This is a genomic window from Biomaibacter acetigenes, assembly GCF_003691585.1.
Lineage (GTDB): Bacteria > Bacillota > Thermosediminibacteria > Thermosediminibacterales > Tepidanaerobacteraceae > Biomaibacter > Biomaibacter acetigenes.
The window spans coordinates 671,795-688,981 of sequence record NZ_CP033169.1 but is presented as its reverse complement, the minus strand read 5'-3'; the positions used below and the strand labels follow the sequence as shown (position 1 = coordinate 688,981).

General features: G+C 45.2%; 17 protein-coding genes. 4 read left to right on the top strand and 13 right to left on the bottom strand.

The genetic code is table 11. The features are described from left to right. The first annotated feature begins 123 nt into the window (after positions 1-123). Positions 124-819, top strand: a complete 696-nt coding sequence (locus D2962_RS03360) for a cytochrome c biogenesis CcdA family protein (protein ID WP_122014142.1) — start codon at positions 124-126, stop codon at positions 817-819. Positions 820-909: 90 nt separating this feature from the next. Further along, positions 910-1,584: a peroxiredoxin family protein gene (locus D2962_RS03355; RefSeq protein ID WP_122014141.1), complete on the top strand. Its 675-nt coding sequence runs from the start codon at positions 910-912 to the stop codon at positions 1,582-1,584. 70 nt (positions 1,585-1,654) lie between these two features. Here the strand turns inward: D2962_RS03355 and D2962_RS03350 are convergent, their stop codons facing one another. Both D2962_RS03350 and deoC read right to left on the bottom strand, forming a co-directional pair. Beyond that, positions 1,655-2,209, bottom strand: a complete 555-nt coding sequence (locus tag D2962_RS03350; RefSeq protein ID WP_120767965.1) for a pyruvate kinase alpha/beta domain-containing protein — start codon at positions 2,207-2,209, stop codon at positions 1,655-1,657. 45 nt (positions 2,210-2,254) lie between these two features. Further along, positions 2,255-2,941 carry a deoxyribose-phosphate aldolase gene (deoC, locus tag D2962_RS03345; protein WP_122014140.1) on the bottom strand — a complete coding sequence of 229 codons (687 nt, stop codon included), beginning with the start codon at positions 2,939-2,941 and terminating at the stop codon, positions 2,255-2,257. 173 nt (positions 2,942-3,114) lie between these two features. Between deoC and D2962_RS03340 the strand changes: the two genes are divergently transcribed. Further along, the gene (locus D2962_RS03340; RefSeq protein WP_122014139.1) at positions 3,115-3,570 is read left to right on the top strand and encodes a DUF1540 domain-containing protein; all 456 of its coding nucleotides are present in this window, start codon (positions 3,115-3,117) and stop codon (positions 3,568-3,570) included. Positions 3,571-3,676: 106 nt separating this feature from the next. Here D2962_RS03340 and D2962_RS03335 read toward each other — a convergent pair whose 3' ends face one another. Continuing rightward, the gene (locus D2962_RS03335) at positions 3,677-5,155 is read right to left on the bottom strand and encodes an IS1182 family transposase (protein WP_122014138.1); all 1,479 of its coding nucleotides are present in this window, start codon (positions 5,153-5,155) and stop codon (positions 3,677-3,679) included. A 234-nt stretch (positions 5,156-5,389) separates the two neighbouring features. On the opposite strand from D2962_RS03335, the gene D2962_RS03330 reads away from it, so the two are divergent. Then, positions 5,390-6,526 (top strand): PucR family transcriptional regulator, encoded by a 1,137-nt coding sequence (locus D2962_RS03330; RefSeq protein ID WP_122014137.1) that lies wholly within the window; start codon positions 5,390-5,392, stop codon positions 6,524-6,526. Between the two features lie 158 nt (positions 6,527-6,684). On the opposite strand, the gene D2962_RS03325 is transcribed toward D2962_RS03330, so the two are convergent. From D2962_RS03325 to D2962_RS03280, 10 genes are all read right to left on the bottom strand, one after another. Further along, positions 6,685-7,536 (bottom strand): sugar phosphate isomerase family, encoded by an 852-nt coding sequence (locus tag D2962_RS03325; RefSeq protein WP_120767957.1) that lies wholly within the window; start codon positions 7,534-7,536, stop codon positions 6,685-6,687. Between the two features lie 14 nt (positions 7,537-7,550). Continuing rightward, positions 7,551-8,264 (bottom strand): aspartate/glutamate racemase family protein, encoded by a 714-nt coding sequence (locus D2962_RS03320; RefSeq protein WP_120767955.1) that lies wholly within the window; start codon positions 8,262-8,264, stop codon positions 7,551-7,553. Between the two features lie 18 nt (positions 8,265-8,282). After that, complete coding sequence (locus D2962_RS03315) at positions 8,283-9,389, bottom strand: S-methyl thiohydantoin desulfurase family protein (RefSeq protein ID WP_122014136.1); 1,107 nt, start codon at positions 9,387-9,389, stop codon at positions 8,283-8,285. 23 nt (positions 9,390-9,412) lie between these two features. Then, positions 9,413-10,456, bottom strand: coding sequence for a 2,5-dihydroxypyridine 5,6-dioxygenase NicX family protein (locus D2962_RS03310; protein WP_122014135.1), 1,044 nt, complete (start codon positions 10,454-10,456; stop codon positions 9,413-9,415). A gap of 19 nt (positions 10,457-10,475) precedes the next feature. Continuing rightward, on the bottom strand, positions 10,476-11,582 hold the full coding sequence (locus tag D2962_RS03305; protein WP_122015720.1) for an S-methyl thiohydantoin desulfurase family protein: 1,107 nt from the start codon (positions 11,580-11,582) through the stop codon (positions 10,476-10,478). Positions 11,583-11,602: 20 nt separating this feature from the next. Then, complete coding sequence (locus D2962_RS03300; protein ID WP_122014134.1) at positions 11,603-12,577, bottom strand: ABC transporter ATP-binding protein; 975 nt, start codon at positions 12,575-12,577, stop codon at positions 11,603-11,605. Then, entirely contained in the window at positions 12,558-13,553 is a 996-nt protein-coding gene (locus D2962_RS03295) for an ABC transporter ATP-binding protein (RefSeq protein WP_122014133.1), read from the bottom strand. The genes D2962_RS03300 and D2962_RS03295 overlap by 20 nt, the downstream gene beginning before the upstream one ends. 12 nt (positions 13,554-13,565) lie before the next feature. Further along, positions 13,566-14,459 carry a nickel transporter permease gene (nikC, locus tag D2962_RS03290; protein WP_222927660.1) on the bottom strand — a complete coding sequence of 298 codons (894 nt, stop codon included), beginning with the start codon at positions 14,457-14,459 and terminating at the stop codon, positions 13,566-13,568. Positions 14,460-14,472: 13 nt separating this feature from the next. Next, entirely contained in the window at positions 14,473-15,483 is a 1,011-nt protein-coding gene (locus tag D2962_RS03285; protein ID WP_120767943.1) for an ABC transporter permease, read from the bottom strand. Between the two features lie 64 nt (positions 15,484-15,547). Continuing rightward, positions 15,548-17,158: an ABC transporter substrate-binding protein gene (locus D2962_RS03280; protein WP_222927659.1), complete on the bottom strand. Its 1,611-nt coding sequence runs from the start codon at positions 17,156-17,158 to the stop codon at positions 15,548-15,550. Positions 17,159-17,187: the final 29 nt, after the last annotated feature.

Here is a 17,187-nt window from a genome sequence, read left to right as displayed (position 1 = left end):
ATAATCAGGGAATAAAGTAATATATTTATATATCCTAAATATATGATATAATACTCATATATAGAATAGTTTACCCGTATATCCCCAATTTCGGGGTCAATACACACCAGGAGGTGTATTAGAATGGGCAACATTGGTTTCTGGGCGGCTTTTGCGGCGGGGATTCTGGCCTTTTTTTCACCCTGCGTGCTTCCCCTATTGCCGGTCTATGTCAGTGTGCTAGCGGGAAGCGCAGGTGAAAATTATATAAAAAATGGCAGGAGTTACATTGGTTCCGGAAAAAAAAGAAGTGTTCTGTTTATCAACACCGTCTTTTTTATCCTGGGATTTTCCGCTGTATTCATCTTGCTGGGAATTTCGGTGACGGCTTTGAGCAGGTATCTGCTTTTTAACCGGTTGTGGCTTACAAAAATAGCGGGAGCGTTTGTGGTGTTTTTCGGACTGTTTTTGCTCGGAGCCTTTAACCTGCCATTCTTACTTAAAGAACGGCGGGCTGAAATGCATTTTGAAAAAGTCACGCCGCTTTCAGCCTTTCTACTGGGAAATGCTTTTTCCCTGGGATGGACACCGTGCATCGGCCCTGTGCTCTCTTCGGTACTCTTCATGGCCGGCAGCACTCAAAATTACCTGGCCGGATTCTGGCTGCTTCTGGTGTTTTCCACGGGACTGGCGATGCCTTTTATGATCCTGGCGCTAGCTGCTGACAGGGCTATGGGGTTTTTAAAGGTTTCTCAAAAATACCTGCCGCATCTTCAGAAGGCGGCAGGAGTGGTATTAATAATAATGGGGGCTTTGTTGTATTTAAACCGACTAAAGTAGTAATAAAATTAAAAATGAAGGAAAACTTAATAAACATTGGTACTGTAAGATTACATTGTATGATGTATTAAAGCTGAAAGGAGAATTTGTATGAAAATCAGCGGCAATAATGTTTTTGCATCGGCCATTCTTATTGCTCTCGTGTTGATTCTATCAGTGATTCTGTCCGGCTGCGGAGTTCTCAGCAGGAATGGCACCAATCGGGATAATACTCCCGGCTCTGGTTCCCCTTCCACCACCGATTCTTCAAAATCATCCAATGATGTGAAATATTCCTCTGGCAGCTCTTCGGATAAGGCGGCTGTAAAAAATACCCCGGAGGTTAAACCCTTTGAGGGATATAAGGCGCCAGACTTTGAGCTGGAAGACCTTTCAGGGAACAAGGTCAAGCTTTCCGGCCTTTGCGGCAAAACGGTGGTCATAAATTTCTGGTCTCTGGACTGCCCTTACTGTCTTGCCGAAATGCCGGAGTTTGATTCATTCAATTCGTCAAAACCAACAGATGTGGAAGTGTTGATGGTTAACCTCGACCGGGACCAGAAGAAACTCTCCACATATATTAAAAACAAGGGGTATAAATTCACCGTTTTAAAAGATGAAAAGGCAAAAACATTGAGGTCTTACCTCATCCGGGGAGTTCCCACCACCATAGTGGTAGGAAAAGACGGCATTGTCGCTGCCCGGGTGGAGGGACCTGTCACAAAACAGATTCTGGGAGAACTGGTTAAAACTTCACCCTCCAATAAAGCCCCGGTCTCTTCCTGACCGGCATTGTGAAAGCATAGTATATGCTTTAAATAACTGTTAGCCCGGCCAAAGAATATTGACCGGGTTTTTATTCTTTATTTGCCGGCTTGCAAAGGATCTCCGAAATCCAGGTGTCGAAGGCGCTGGCCGCATGGGATGGCCGCATTATCACAGCGGTGTCAGCGCCTTCATTGCTGCCGCCTACCGCTATGATATCTTCCCCGTAAGGTATGAGGCCCGCATCCAGGGCCATGATGGATACCTCCACACATACCTTGGTGCCCTGGCCGAACATCCGCAGAGTGTTTGCCATCACTTCCGTGGGGTATACTCCTCCAAACTTGCGGCTCATACCCCGCTCAATGCCGGAGAGCACATGGGTGGTGGTAAGCACCTTCACCCCCGATGAAACAAGCTCCTGCCGCAATTCCTCCGGAAACTGCATTTTCCCCGGCGCTTCGTAACCGCAAACATGAGTGACGACCACAAGATTTGCGCCCAGGTCTGCATCCTTGAAAAGCTTTGCGGTATAGCCTTCCGAAGAGGCCACCACCACATGTTTGATGCCTCTTTCCTTTACTGTCTTTTTAACCAACTCCAGCGTCTTTTCAGTATTTTGTTTTCCAGGTTTACCCCAGTACATGTTTTTTCCTCCCTGTTGAAAAATTAGGCTCATTTTACTAAAACCTTATCCATTCTTACTTCTATCAAGTTCCAAAATAATGGCAACCCCGGCGCTGGCCCCGATCCGGGTAGCCCCGGCTTCAATCATGGCCATGGTAGTTTTAAGGTCCCTTATTCCTCCTGCAGCCTTCACGCCCATGGAATCCCCCACGAGCTTTTTCATGAGTTCCACATCTTCTACAGTGGCTCCTCCCGGTCCAAAACCTGTAGAGGTTTTTACAAAGTCCGCCCCGGCATCTCTGGCAAGCTGGCATGCAGTAACTTTTTCGCTGGGATTAAGGTAGCACATCTCCAGGATAACCTTGACTTTCGCGTCGGGATTAATCTGTTTTGCGGCTTTCACCACTGCCTCCATATCTTCCCGTACAGCAAAATAGTCCCCACTCTTTAAAAGTCCCACATTCATGACCATGTCGATTTCACTGGCCCCCGCCCTAATAGCCTCCGCAGCCTCAAAGGCTTTAGCCCCGGTGGAAGCCGTCCCCAGTGGAAACCCAACGGTGGCGGCAACTTTTACATTGCTGCCGGCCAGCTTTTCCACCGCATATTTTACGTAACAGGAATTCACACAAACCGAATAAAATCCATATTCTTTAGCTTCACTGCATAGCTTTTCGATGTCTTCATATGTAGCCACGGGCTTTAACTGAGTATGATCAATATATCCGGCAAGTTCTTGTTTGGATAGCATTATACCACCCCACAAATAGTATTTACAATGATTATTTCGACATATAATGGAAAATTCCTCTAACACCGCAGATTAACTATCAACAATCATTTTTCCGAATTAATCCCATCTATCGGGAGAATACTAAATACGGAAAATTAGATTATTTTTAAAAAGAATCAGGAGGTAAGGTCATGGCCGATAATAATCCGAATCCTGAAGTGAAATGTATTGTCAACACCTGCACCCACTGGATCCCGGGAAATAAATGTTCCGCCGCTAATATCGACATTTTAAATGAAGAAGTGGGCAAAATGTCAAAGACCCGCGAACAAACCGAGTGCAAGACCTTTGCTGAAAGACGAGGCCTTGCGAATATGATTGGTTCCGCCGACAATGTAAACTGGGTGGGATTTGCCGAAGAACTTGTAGGTACAGGCCGCCAGCTGAATCCCACTGTAACGTGTGTTGTAGATACCTGCAAGTACTGGCACGAAGGCGATCTCTGCAATGCTGAAGCCATCGAAGTTTCAGGGAAAAATGCGAAGGAATGTCAGGCCACCGATTGCGCCACCTTTGAATATAACGGCAAGCCTTCAAAAAACGAAAAAACACAACAGGCCAGGGAAAAGGGAGAAAAGTTTAAATAACACAATTCCCTAAATCCAGGGTAAGGTCAGCAGCATTAATAAAGCCTGCTCTAAATATTAAAAACCCGCTAATAAGCGGGTTTCAGCTTGTAGACAAAAACCGCTTTTAGAACGCACAACCTAAAAGCGGTTTTTTATTTGAAGCAAAAAATTTTAAAATCATAAAGAAAAATGAATGCAAAGCAGGGGCTGCCGGTGGAAACATCCCACGTTTTCTCTTCCACATGGCCAGCTTTTTTAAATTCATGCATGCGAAAAGAAGCGTGAGATAATGTCCTACTTTGCTCAAGCCTCTTAGATTCGTATAACGCATACCATGCTTTTCTTTGGCATCGGCAAATACCCGCTCGATGGTCTGGCAGCGCATCTTGTATAATTCTTTGCCTAATTCGGTGTGCCTTATATCTTCTGCTATTTCCACATAGTGCTCCCATATGTGCCGGGTTACCACTTTCGTGTAGTTTTTGCTCTGTGTGCATCTCAAACGCATGGGGCATTCCCGGCATATTTGTGGATCGCTCTTGTATTCCCGGTATCCTGACCGGTTGGTGGTGCTGTATTTTAATACTTGGTTGTTAGGGCATATGTAGCAGTCATAATATTCGTCATATACGTATTCTCTCTTTTTAAAGTAGCCATCTTTGGTCATTGGCCTTTTATATGGCATGACAGGAAGTATTTCCGCTTCAATGATTTCTCTGCATATGCCGGGGGTCTTGTAGCCTGCATCAACCACTACTGCTTTTATTTCGGGAAATTTATCGTTTACTTCTTGAAAAAGATCGGAGAATACCTGGCTGTCGTGTACATTTCCAGGTGCTATTTTGAAGCCAAGGATGAAGTTGTTGCGGTCGCAGGCTACAGAAGCCGTGTAGGCAAAGCAGCGCTCTTTTTCTCCTTTTTGGAATATGCCGCTTTCAGGATCGGTGGTGCTTATCTTTACTCGTTTTCCGTTGGTGGAGCTGTTTCCTCCTTCGGCATCGCCGCTAGCTTCATCGTCATCTTCTTCAAACGGTTCTTTGCCGTTGGCTTCTCTTTCGGCGTTGATTTCTTTTAAAAGTTCTTTCTTGTATTTTTGTACCTGCTTTTTTGCAACTTTCTCTATGTATTTATTCTTATTGGCACTGGCTTTTATGTGGGTGGCATCGATAAATGCCGCGTCTTCTTTGATAAACCCGCACTCTATGGCTTCTTTTAATATTCGTTCGAATATCTTTTCAAATAGATCGCTTTCTTTAAACCGCCGTTCATAGTTTTTTCCAAAAGTCGAGAAGTGAGGTATTTTTTCTTGGAGCCCATATCCTAGAAACCAGCGGTAAGCCATATTGACTTCTGCTTCTTTGATGGTTTGGCGCATAGAGCGGATTCCATACAGTGCTTGGAGCATGAGCAGTTTTATTAATACCACTGGATCAATGCTGGGTCTGCCTGTATTTTCGCTGTATAGGTCTTTTACTTCGTTATATATGAAGTTAAAGTTGATGCTTTCTTCTATTGTCCTGAGGAGATGGTCTTTAGGTACTAAGCTATCAATGCTTACTAATTCTATCTGCTCTATTATTTCTCGTCTTTTCTTCGTTAACATTTCATCGCCCCACCGTATGTTTTTATTTCTTTAATTTTACTATAAAAATGATCATTTTTATACCCTTTTTACAAAAAAGACTGTCGACAGCTACTTTGTCGACAGTCTGAAACCCGCTAATAAGCGGGTTTTCCTATCCACACAATTGTCAGATTTTCCTGCAACAACCTGCAGGATTTTTATTGTTTTTCTAGAATTATTATTAAATTTAAATTGTCCGGCGAGGTGAACATCATGGGAATAACCGTTAAAGAAGCTTTAAAATTGAAAGGGCTTGACAGGGCTAAATTAATAGCCGGCGAAAAGGGGCTTGACAGGTTCATAAAAAGAGTGAGCGTCATAGAATGTCCCGAGTCCCCCGAATTATTCACTGAGGGAGATTTTTTTATTACCGCTTTTTTCGCCCTGAAAGAAGATGTCGACGCTCAGCTTTCCATGATACAAGCTCTGGTAGACTGCGGATGCAGCGGGCTGTGCGTTATAGACATGTACCTTTCCGACCTTTCTGAGTCCGTTAAACGACTTGCCGACAAAGCATGCTTTCCGGTAATGATTCTTCCCAATGTTGTGCCTTATGCCGAAATAATCACGAATGTGATGGATGCTATCATTCAGAGCAAAGACGACATTATAAATGAAATGCATGTGGATACAATGCTTTTGCCGGGGAAAACTGCAAGAGAAATATATGAAACCGCAAAAAAAATAAATGCCAGGTTCAAGGAAAAAATTGTGGCCGCCTTTTATGAAAATGTGGTATTTTCTGCTGAAGATATATTAAGGAAATTAAAAAACCGCACTGATCTTCCAGATCACTGGTCATTGCTCAAATATAAAAGCGGTGTCCTTGTCCTGATGAGCTTCGGAAACGAATCAAAGAAAGGTATCGATCTGCGCATAGATGCGATCATAAAAGCGGTTGAAGGCATCGGCGGAAAATACAGGCTTGGGATCAGCACTTTGCATGAAGCTCTTTCTGAAATAAACATGTGCATTAAAGAAGCCTTGCTGGCATGCGATGCGGCCCGAGCCATGGAAGATAAAAATATCGTTTTTTACAGAGACCTGGGGATTTACAGACTTTTGATGCTTTTGAAGAATGAACCGGAACTTAAAAATTATATGAGCGAAATCATAAACCCCGTAAAGGAATATGACCGGAAATACCGCACCAGGCTTCTGGAGACTATGATTTCTTACGTGGAAAATGACGGCGACATCGCCCGAACGGCAAAAGCCCTTTTTCTTCATGTCAATACCATAAGATATCGCATCGAAAAAATCAAGGAAATACTTCATATGGAACATATGGTCGGCGGTTTTTATGAACAGATCTCCATAGCGGTCAAGATCCACAAACTTTGTAGATAATACATTGCTATTTTTTGTATCTTCTGCAATCGGCCGGACCGCAATATAAAAGAATCCGAAACTTCGATGTTTCGGATAAACACTAACATACATTAATTCTTTAATGTAATTTTTTTCAGTAATTCGTAAACTACTGCTAGATTATACAATCTCAACAATCATTTTTCATCATCCCAAAAACCGGGAGTTATGGGATTTTTATATATGCACGCCAGGTCATCACTGCATCCGTATCCGGCTTTAATACATTCCTTTAGGCTTTTCTCCGAGCCGCTGGTTGACACACCCTTTATGTTTTTCACAAGGTCATAAATCTTTTTTATTTCCCTTTTTTCGCCCTCCACTACCATTGTTGTGGCTCCTTCGGCTCCGCAGATTCCGCCCTTCCCTATAACCGTGCATCTTACATCAGCGAATATTTCCATAGCGGTCTGTTCTGTAATAAGTTTTCCAAAAACGGGGATAAGCCCCACGGCCATTCCAAAGGCCAGGTCGATCTTTTTTCGGCCGCATGCTTTTACGGCGTGACTTATGTCAACCGGAATCAGTTTTTCGAGTCCTGCCAGTATCAATATGTTGACCCCTTCAGCCATCAGGCCCCCTAATATCCTGCCCGGAGGGCCCCCCAAAGAGCTTCCCGCCATCATGGCCGCATTTCCGTGAATATCTATGGCATTGGCCCCTATAACAAATACATCGTCTTTTTTTAATTTTAATACCTCTTCTTCTTCTGTATCATCCACGCTTTTCACCTGGCCGTTTTCTATCACTATGCTGTGAGGGGCGTCAAGCTGCACGTATTTGGGCCCCTTAGCGCCAAGAGGAGAGATCCTGCCGCAAATACCAAGTTTCATGCCTGCAAGTTCTTCCGCAAGCATGGAAACCGTTGTGCCGCCTTTCAGGAAAATACGGCCGCCGTCCAGAGCTTTCCTGACTTCCGGCAGTGACGCAGAAGCCCTGGCAATTACTGCTTTCGTCTCGGGCACCGTTAATGAAATCTGCAAGATCATTCAGTTCCCTCCGATTAATAACCGCTTATCTTCCCTTTATCTGGAGTCATGTACAGTCCGATCTTTGAGTGCTTTAGCCTTAGATCAGCCATCATTTCAGCCATTTTGAAGGCTGCAGCCATGGGCTCAACTACGGGGACGTTTAATTCTTTCCTGATCATATCGGCAACAGGCGCCATACCGGTGCACCCCAGGACTATTACTTCGGCCCCTTTCGATTCTATAAGCTCTTTTGCAGCATCTATGAGGTATGCAGCGGTCTTTTTTAAGTCTGTCTTAAGTTCTAGCACCGGTATATCTATCCCTATTGCCGCCGCCATCCGGTTCTCTATCCCGTAGGTCCTGGCTTGAAGCTCTATCCATGGCCCGGAATTCCTCAAAGTGGAGATGACGGCAAATTTGTGACCAAGCATGAGGGCAAGGGCCATGGATGCTTCAGCCGGGCCTACGACGGGGATGTCGGCAAGTTCCCTGGCGGCGTTTACGGCTGGGTCCGCAAAGCAGTTAATCATTATGGCATCGCATTTTGTATTATATTCATCCACTATTCTCAATATTTCGGGGAGTGCATAGGCTTCATCGTAAAAGGTCTCAATCGACGCCGGCCCCTTTTTTATATTTACATATTCCACTTCAGTGCCCGGACTTCTTATACCCTCAAGATATTCCTTTGTCATCCCACTAAAATGCACGGTAGTGATAGGGCTTATTACCAGGATTTTCTTCATGCTGTTAAGCCTCCCGTTTTAAAACTTTTTTTCGATGGGCACATACTCGATATCATACCCAAAATGCTTTGGCCCGAAGACCTTGAGGCCCTCGGAGGTCCTCCACTCTTTTGGTGCGGGTAACCCGATCACGGAGACCCTTAGCCCGGGTTCAAAATTCGGGTTTGTAACAGGTTGTTTCGTGTCGTCGGAGACAATGCATATAAGGTCGGGAACGGTTACATCAATCTTGCCGTTTTTCCATGAGATGATGTTCTCGTTTTTAAACCATATCCTGTAATCCGATCCCTCGAATTCTCTGTCGCCTTCAATAAACGTATCCCCGATGGTAAATCCGTCTTTGTCTTGCCATTTCAAATCCCTTACGATTCCCCTGAAGATTACATAGCCGCTTCCGGCCTTTGCAAGCTCTGCCGCCAGGTCTTTGTTGTCCTCTTTTGCCTGTCTGTATGCCCTGCCTATCTTTAAAGCGTAGGAAATGGCTCCGGGAATCACGGCTTTCTTAAGTTTTCTCGCCGTAGTCAGGTGGTCGGCGACTCCAACATGGTTCTTGCTCGCCACCGCCATCGCCCTGACAAGAGCCTCGGCCCGGAAATCGTCTACCACATCCTTCACAATGATTGTATCTCCAAATTCGTTGGCCACAGCCATTGGTGTTATCTGCAGATTGTTGATAAAAAAGGTGGAGTGTTGCAGTTCGGGGACCGAACGGCCTGCAGGGTCCGCATCTATTATGTAAATGCCCATCATGGCCGCCACGTAAAAGGCCACGGCGGTATTTGAGCCGCCCAGTTCTGTAGAAATCGCACCGTAAAACTTTTTGCCCTCGTATTCCTCCAGTATCCTGAAGGCCCTTAATGCGGGCTCTTCATCTATGTGCGGCAGAGCGGCGTACTTCGCCTCCTGCTCAGGTGTGATTGGTGATATGGAGCCACAATAGTACGGACATGCAATAAGAGCGTCATCTGGTATTTCATTGAGATCAGCTAAAATAAATTCATTGCCGGCACCCAGGGCCCGGTCGACCAGGGAAAGCCCTTGCTCCAGTTTCCCGCCTCCGCCGGTACCAAGAATGGTACACCCGTAAAGTATGTCATATAAGTCCTGTCTTGTCAGTTTTTGCATAAATTGCTTCCTCCTTTTTCATATCATTTCCCCAGCTTTCTTACCATAGATGTAAGTTCCGGATGGACAACTATGCCGTTATCCAGGATCTTTACCTCATCCAGCCAGACGGTGGAATTCATGCAGATTCCGTCACAGTGGGATTTGGCCTTTATCCCCTCGGGTGGAGCGTCTATCGGGCTCAAGTAGCCGAGGCCCCATTCAGTAGAACCCCAGACCCTCTCGTCTTCCAGAACATTTCCGGTGAGTTTTGCGCCGGGATTAAATCCGTAGCATACGTGGGCCAATCTGAACATATTGGGGTCATTGAAGCTTTCAAGCCAGGCCTTAAATTCAATAGCCTGATCGCCGCCTTTTATATCAACCACCCTGCCTTTCTCAATCTTCATCACTATGGGTTGTTTCAGATGACCGCAGGGCGGGGACAGAGTGCCGTCAAACACAAGGGTCCCGCTTATGGTCTCGAACCTGGGTATCCAGCATATCTGGCCAGCCAGCATGTGCATACCCGGCTCTGAAGCATCTCCGTCGTCGCATGTAAATTTATACTGCGGCTCATTGTCAAACTCCAGGTCGGTGCCTGCAGGAGTTGTAATTCGCACGTGTCTGGCCTTTACCGTCAATTCAGTTGCCTTATGCAAAAATTCGGATAGGGTCGGCTGGTCCACCCTGCCGATTACCCTGACCATCATGTCTACATCCATACCAACAAGGCACAGGTATCTGAGTTTTTTATTTTTTTCCATGGCAATTTCAAACGGTGTCGAATAAAGCAGCCATTCGTTGTTGAATTCCACCCAGGCGTCCGCTTCGCATAAAGCGGCCGTCAGGGCATTTACGGGGAGCATGGGATCGGCGGCCTTGCCTACGCCGTGTGGAGATGCAAGCCATATCACCATGGGTTTTGCTCCCAGTGCAAAGGCAGCGGCAGCGGCAGCATTTACCACGCGTTCATCGGACTCGGTGTCCGCCGTGATTACTATAGTCTCTCCCGGTTTTAATTTAAACATCTCCCTCATCAATATGTCGGCGGATTTTGCCAGTTCATACTCGTAAAGTCTTGCCATAGTAAATCCCTCCTGGAAATCATTTTAATTTTTTCTCTATGGGAATATAATCAACATTAAATCCAAAAAAACTGGGGTTCAGTACAGACAGGCCATTTTCTGACCTCCACATGTCGGGTGCCTTAAATCCGAGAACCGATACCTTAAAATCCTTCTTGCAGTAAGGGTTGGTAATTGGATACCCGGACTCTGCCTCTACGACGCATATGAGGTCGGGAACGGTAACCAGGACTTCATCATCAAGCCAGCAAATAACATTCTCGTTTTTAAACCAGATCCTGAGAGATAGTCCTCTGTATTTCTCAATACCCTCAATATCTATCGTCCCAAAGGTAAAACCGCCCTCTATCTTCCATTCAGTATCCTTTTTGACAACGCCCTTAAAAAGGTAAAACCCGTCGCCTGCTGCTATTATTTCCTCCACCGGGTCCTTGCCTTTTTCAAGGGCTATCCTCTGAGCTCTTCCCACCTCAGCAGCGTATGAAAGGGCATTGGGTATTACGGATTTTTTTAAATCCTTCCCCCGGCATGGATGGTCAGCCATTCCGATCATGCCTCCGCTGACTACGGATAAAGCCCTTACAAGGTCTTCGGCCCTGAAATCGTCCGCCACCTTTTCAAACACTGCCACGTCCCCTATGTTATTGGCCACAGCCAGGGGATATATGGGCTTTTTTGTTACATAGAAAGTGGAAAACTGAAGGTCGGGTACAGCCCTCCCAGCCGCGTCAGCATCCACTATGAATTTTTTAAGCCTTGCTCCGGTGGACATAGCTACGGCTGTATTCATGCCGCCGTATTCTATGGATACAACCCCGGCGATTTTGCTGCCGTAAAACCTCTCTAAAGCTTGGACGGCCACTGTTGTTTCAAGCTCTTCAATTTTACGGTATTTACTGTAACTGTCCTCTTCCTTTTTAGGACCGATGGAACCGCAAAAATAGGGGCAGGCAAATAAGTCTTCATCATCTATTTCATCCAGTGAAACGAGTCTGTATTCCAGATTGTTTTTAAAATCTTCTTCAGCAAGCTTCAGCCCTTTTTGCAGGTCACCCCCTCCGCCGGTACTGAGTATTGTGCACCCCACCAGAACATCTCTCACATCTTCATAAGTCAATTTTTTCAAAAGTTCCACCTCCAGGTTATCTATGATTTTTCCAGTAAAAAGCATGACGCCTCATGCTCATCATCCAGTTTCACAATCGGCGGCTCCTTCTTGCTGCAGATTTCTCCTGCCAGCGGACAGCGGGTATGGAAGCGGCAGCCCGCCGGAGGATTTATGGCGCTGGGGACATTTCCTTCCAGCGTCATTATCGATTCAAGGCCTTCTGTCTCCGGATCCGGAATGGCCATAAATAGGGCTTTTGTGTAAGGGTGCGCCGGATTTGCAAATACCTTTTCTGCCGGCCCGTATTCCACGATTTTCCCGAGATACATGACCGCAATCCTGTCGGCCATATAGTTTACTACACTCAGGTCATGGGATATCAGGATGTATGTCAGACCCATTTTTTCTTTGAGGTCTTTTAACAGCATCAATATCTGAGCCTGTGAAAGTACATCTATAGCCGATGTGGGTTCGTCCAGGACTACAAGCTTCGGTCTTACCGCCAGAGCTCTGGCAATGGCTATCCTCTGCCTCTGCCCGCCGCTGAACTCGTGCGGATATTTGTATACTCCTTCCTTTGGGAGCCCCACAAGTTCCAGTAGTTCCTCCACTTTTTTTACAAGTTCACCGGGGCTCAATTTAAGGTGTACGTTTATAGGTTCGCCTATGATGTCTCTTATGAGAAGTCGTGGGTTCAACGACCAGAAAGGGTCCTGAAATACTATCTGTACATCTTTTCTGGTCTCTCTCAGGTCTTCCTGTCTTAAATTGAATAAGTCTTTGCCTTCGAATATAACCCGGCCCGAAGTCGGATCTTCAAGCTTTAGAATGACATTTACCAGCGTGGTCTTCCCGCACCCGGATTCGCCGACAAGGCCAAGCACTTCTCCACTTTTTATGTTTAATGTGACACCGTCCACCGCTTTTACCCATGCTACAGGTCTTGAAAAAAAACCCGCCTTTACGGGAAAGTATTTTTTTAGCTGTTTTACTTCAAGAAGCGGTTTGCTCATTAATTCCACTCCTCTCGAAAGCCTTTAAGCAAGCTACCAGATGGCTGCCGTCAACAGGTGTCAGGGAGGGATTGGATTTGTTGCATTCCTCGAATCTTTCCGGACATCTGTCATAATAGCGGCAACCGTTGGTTTCCTGCCCGTGTTCTCTTCTAACCAAAATCCTGCTTAAATCGATTTTTTCTTCCCTGTTTCTGGGTATGGCCTTTAAGAGGGTCACCGTGTAAGGATGCTTCGGGTCTTTTATTACTTCCTTTACTGTCCCGGTTTCAACAATCCTGCCTTCATGCAGTATGCCCACTCTGTTGCACACGGCTGATACAAGACCTAGATTGTTGGCTATGAAAAGTACTGTGATATTCAATTCTTTTTTTAATTCGGACATTAGTTTAAGAATGCCTGCCTGAATAGTAACATCCAGGTTTCTTGTGGGCTCGTCTGCAATAATGAATTCTGCCCCGCATGAAAGGGCAATGGCTATTATTATCCTCTGCCTCTGCCCACCGCTGAGCTCATGCGGGTATTTCATCAGTATGTTTTTTGCGTCGGGCAGTTTGACAAGTTCTATCATTTCAAGGGCTTTTTTCTCAGCCTGCTTCCTGTTTATTCCTTCATTGTTGCGAATAACTCTGATAATCTGCTCACCTACGGTAAAAACCGGGTTCAAAGTCGACATGGGGTCTTGAAAAATCATGGATATTTTTTTGCCTCGGATTTTTCTCATTTCTTCTTCTCTTTTTTTCAGCAGGTCTTCACCGCCATAAAGTATTTGGCCGCTTTCAATAATGCCGGGCGGGATCGGCAAAAGCCCCAGGATAGTCAGTGCAAGTACGCTCTTGCCCGAACCGCTTTCTCCCACCAGGCCAAAGGTTTCTCCTTTGCAAATACTTAAGAATTCCAAATCCAGCACTTTTTTGATGCCCTCAAAGGTTTTAAAGCCGACCTTCAGGTCTTTTATTTCAAAGTAATTGTCCATCTATCCCACTCCTCAATACTTTCTTGTCTTCGGGTCCATTATTTCCCTCAGACCGTCACCTAAAAGGTTAAAAGCCAGAACTGTAATGAATATGGCAATGCCGGGGAAAAAGCTGTACCACCATGCGTTCAAAAAATAGTTTCGGCTTGTGCTTACCATCAAACCCCATTCGGGAGTGGGAGGCTGAGCGCCTAAACCAAGAAAGCTTAAGGAAGCCGCAGTCAATATGACTCCACCTAAATCCATTGAAGCCTGAACTATTACCGGTGCAATGCAGTTGGGCACTATATGGCCGAATACTATTTTAAAATGAGGCGTCCCTATTGCCTTTGCCGCCTTTACAAACTGCCGCTCCCTTATGGAAACCGCCTGCCCTCTTACCAATCTTGTATACCACGGCCACCATGAAATGGCTATGGCCAGCATTGCGTTCTGTAAATTTGGACCAAGAAATGCAGCGATGGCTATTGCGAGAAGAAGTGGAGGGAAACTCAAAAATATGTCGGTTATCCTCATGATTATTTCATCCACATATCCCCCGGTAGCACCTGCTATGGCTCCCAGTGGAATGCCTATCAGGAGCGCCAGACCTACTGCCAGTATAGCCGTCTGGAGGGATATCCTGGTTCCATACAGAACGCGGCTGAATACATCTCTTCCCAGTTCGTCGGTGCCAAAAATGTATTTTGCCGACGGGGGCAACAGCTTGTCCTGGGGATTTGCAATACCGTATATATGTGACGGGTACGGAGCAATAAAGGGTGCTAAAATAGCAAGGGCAATCAAAAGCAAAACAGTTATCATGGACAGCCGGGTTAATTTGTTTTTATTTAAAAGATAGATAGATAATTTCAATTCCCTTATTCGAGGCTTAAATACCTCCGGTGAAAACATTTTGCCAAACATTTTAACCACCTTCCTATATCCGAACGCGCGGGTCCATGGCGATGATTATGTCTGCGATTAAATTCAATATGACATAAGCGCAGGCGGAAAATATTGTAACTCCCATTATTGCCGGATAGTCCAGGCTTATTACGGCTGTTGCCACATAGTTCCCTATGCCCGGCCAGCTGAATATGGATTCCACCAGAAATGTGTTTACCAGTGTGTAACCTATTGATAGGGTTACTACTGTGACTGTGGGCCCCAAAGAATTTTTAAGGGCATATGACCACAAGACCATGCGCTCCGGCAGGCCGTAAGACCTTGCCGCTCTTATATAGTCTTCGTTTAATATCTCCAGCAGTGCCGACCGTGTCATGCGGGCCACCAACCCTATGGGATACAGCGCTATTGTTATGCCTGGAAGGACAAGGTGGGTCAACGCATCTTTAAAGACTATAAAATTCCCTGTAATTAAGCTGTCTAAAGTTAAAAATCCGGTTATTTTGGGGATGTTGTACATCAGTTTTATGTTCATGCTCAGCTGGTCGCCCATCGGCAGTATGCCCAGCCATCTGTAAAAAACAAGTTGAAGAAATATGCCTATCCAGAATGTTGGGAGGGATACCGCCCCTACGGAAAAAAATCTGCAGATGTGGTCAACCCATTCGTCTTTTCTCTTTGCGGACATTACCCCTAGCGGCAGACCGATAAAGATTGCTCCGATTGTAGATAGGAGGACAAGCTCCATTGTGGCGGGTATATACGTCTTTAATTCATTTATCACAGGTTGATGGGATTTTAATGAATAACCAAGGTTGCCCTTCAGTAAATTCTGTAAATACCTTCCAAACTGAATGTATAAAGGTTTGTCCAGGCCCAGTTCTATCCTCGCTGCCTTTATCTGTTCCGCCGTGGCTCTTGGCCCTACCCATTGGGCGGCGGGATTGGAAGGTATGACTCTTGTAAGTGTAAAAGTAATTAATATGACTCCAAACAATACCAGAATACCCAGTAGCAATCGTTTTGCAATAAAAGTCTTCAATGTTTCATCCCCCTGAAGTTTATAGCAGGGGTTAAAATTTCAGCCCCTGCTATTTTTTCAAAACTTATTTTTCGCGATAGGTTTCATAGAAGAACACTACGTTTGGATAAGCGGGATTATCTTTGTAACCTTTTAATGACTTATTGAAAATTTTTATATACTGCTTGTCATATATAAAGATTGCGGGGGCTTCTTCAACGAGTATTTCCTGCGCCTTGATAAACAGTTCTTCCGCTTTCGTCATGTCAATGCCGCTTTGTCTCGAACCCTCATCAACCAGATTGTCAAATTCCCTGTTTTCCCAATAGGCCAGGTTAAACACAATTTCATCCTGGCTGTGGAACAAGTTGTAAAGATAGGTATAAGGGCCTGGGACATCCGGCCACCAGTAAAAAGTAAATATGTCCTGGCGCTTGTTAGGATCCTTATCTCTTGCCATTTCCCACTGGGACTCCCAGGGCATTGCTCTGATTTCCAACTCTATATTTAGTTTTGAAAGTTCGGATTTATAAAGTTCCGCTGTCTTCTTTTCGGCTTCGTCCCCTGCTACATAAGTTAGCAGCAACTTGAAACCGCCGTTGGGATAGCCGGCCTGTTTCAATAATTCTTTTGCTTTCTCCAAATCATATTTATACTGGAACAGGTTTTCTCCGTGCCCCCAGAGGCCATAGGGGACCGCACCTCTAGCCTGAGTTGCATAACCACCCATTGCATATTTAACCACATCATCATACGGAAAGGCATACGATAACGCCTGCCTTACAAGTTTGTTGTCCAGAGGTTTCTTATCGGTGTTAAACAGCATTAACAGATTTTCAAAAGACGGACCTGTCTCTACAACAACATTTTGGTTATTCTTCAAGGCTTCTACATCTTCATATGGAAGGTCCCTTGTAACGTCCACTTCCCCCTTTTCCAGCATCTGGCGGCGGGTTGCAGTCTCGGGGACTTTTTTGATTATTGCCTTGTCAAAATGTTTACCTTCCCATCCTCCCCAGTAATCGTCAAATTTTGTCAGGACCACCTCCTGGCCCATCTGAAAGCTTTCAAGCTTGTAAGGACCGGTGCCCGCTTCATGTCCCTGGGTCAGCCATCCTTCGGGATTTGACTTCACCGCAGTGGGTGACATGATGAAAGCCCCATATGCCGATGATGCGATTAAATCCATGGGCGCCGGATATTTGAGTTTGAATTCGACAGTATATTCATCTTTTACATTTATCTCTTTCACCGGATCCCAAATGAATGAAGCTCCTTTCCCAAGCTTTATAGTCCTTTCAATTGAAAATTTTACAGCTTCAGCATTTAAATCCGTGCCGTCGTGGAATTTGACACCCTTCCTGATATGAAAATTCCAGGTCAAACCGTCTTCACTCTTATTATAATCCGTGGCCAGCACGGGTTTGAATTTCTTTTCCAGCGGGTCATATCTCAAAAGTGTTTCATAGATATTGTTAAGAGTAACAACACCGTTTGAAAACTCAACGCTTGGGTCAAAGTCCGTAATTGGAGTACTGGTCCAGACAAAGAAGGCAATTTGCATAGGGGCATTAGATTGTTTTTGCCCTGATGCGTTTGAATCGTTCTGCCCACCACACCCTGCGAGAGTTATACTGATAACTAAAAGAACAGTAATTAGAAAAACAAGCTTTTTAGAGATAATTAAGTTTCTCAAGGCATTCCCTCCTACGTTATTAAAATTGA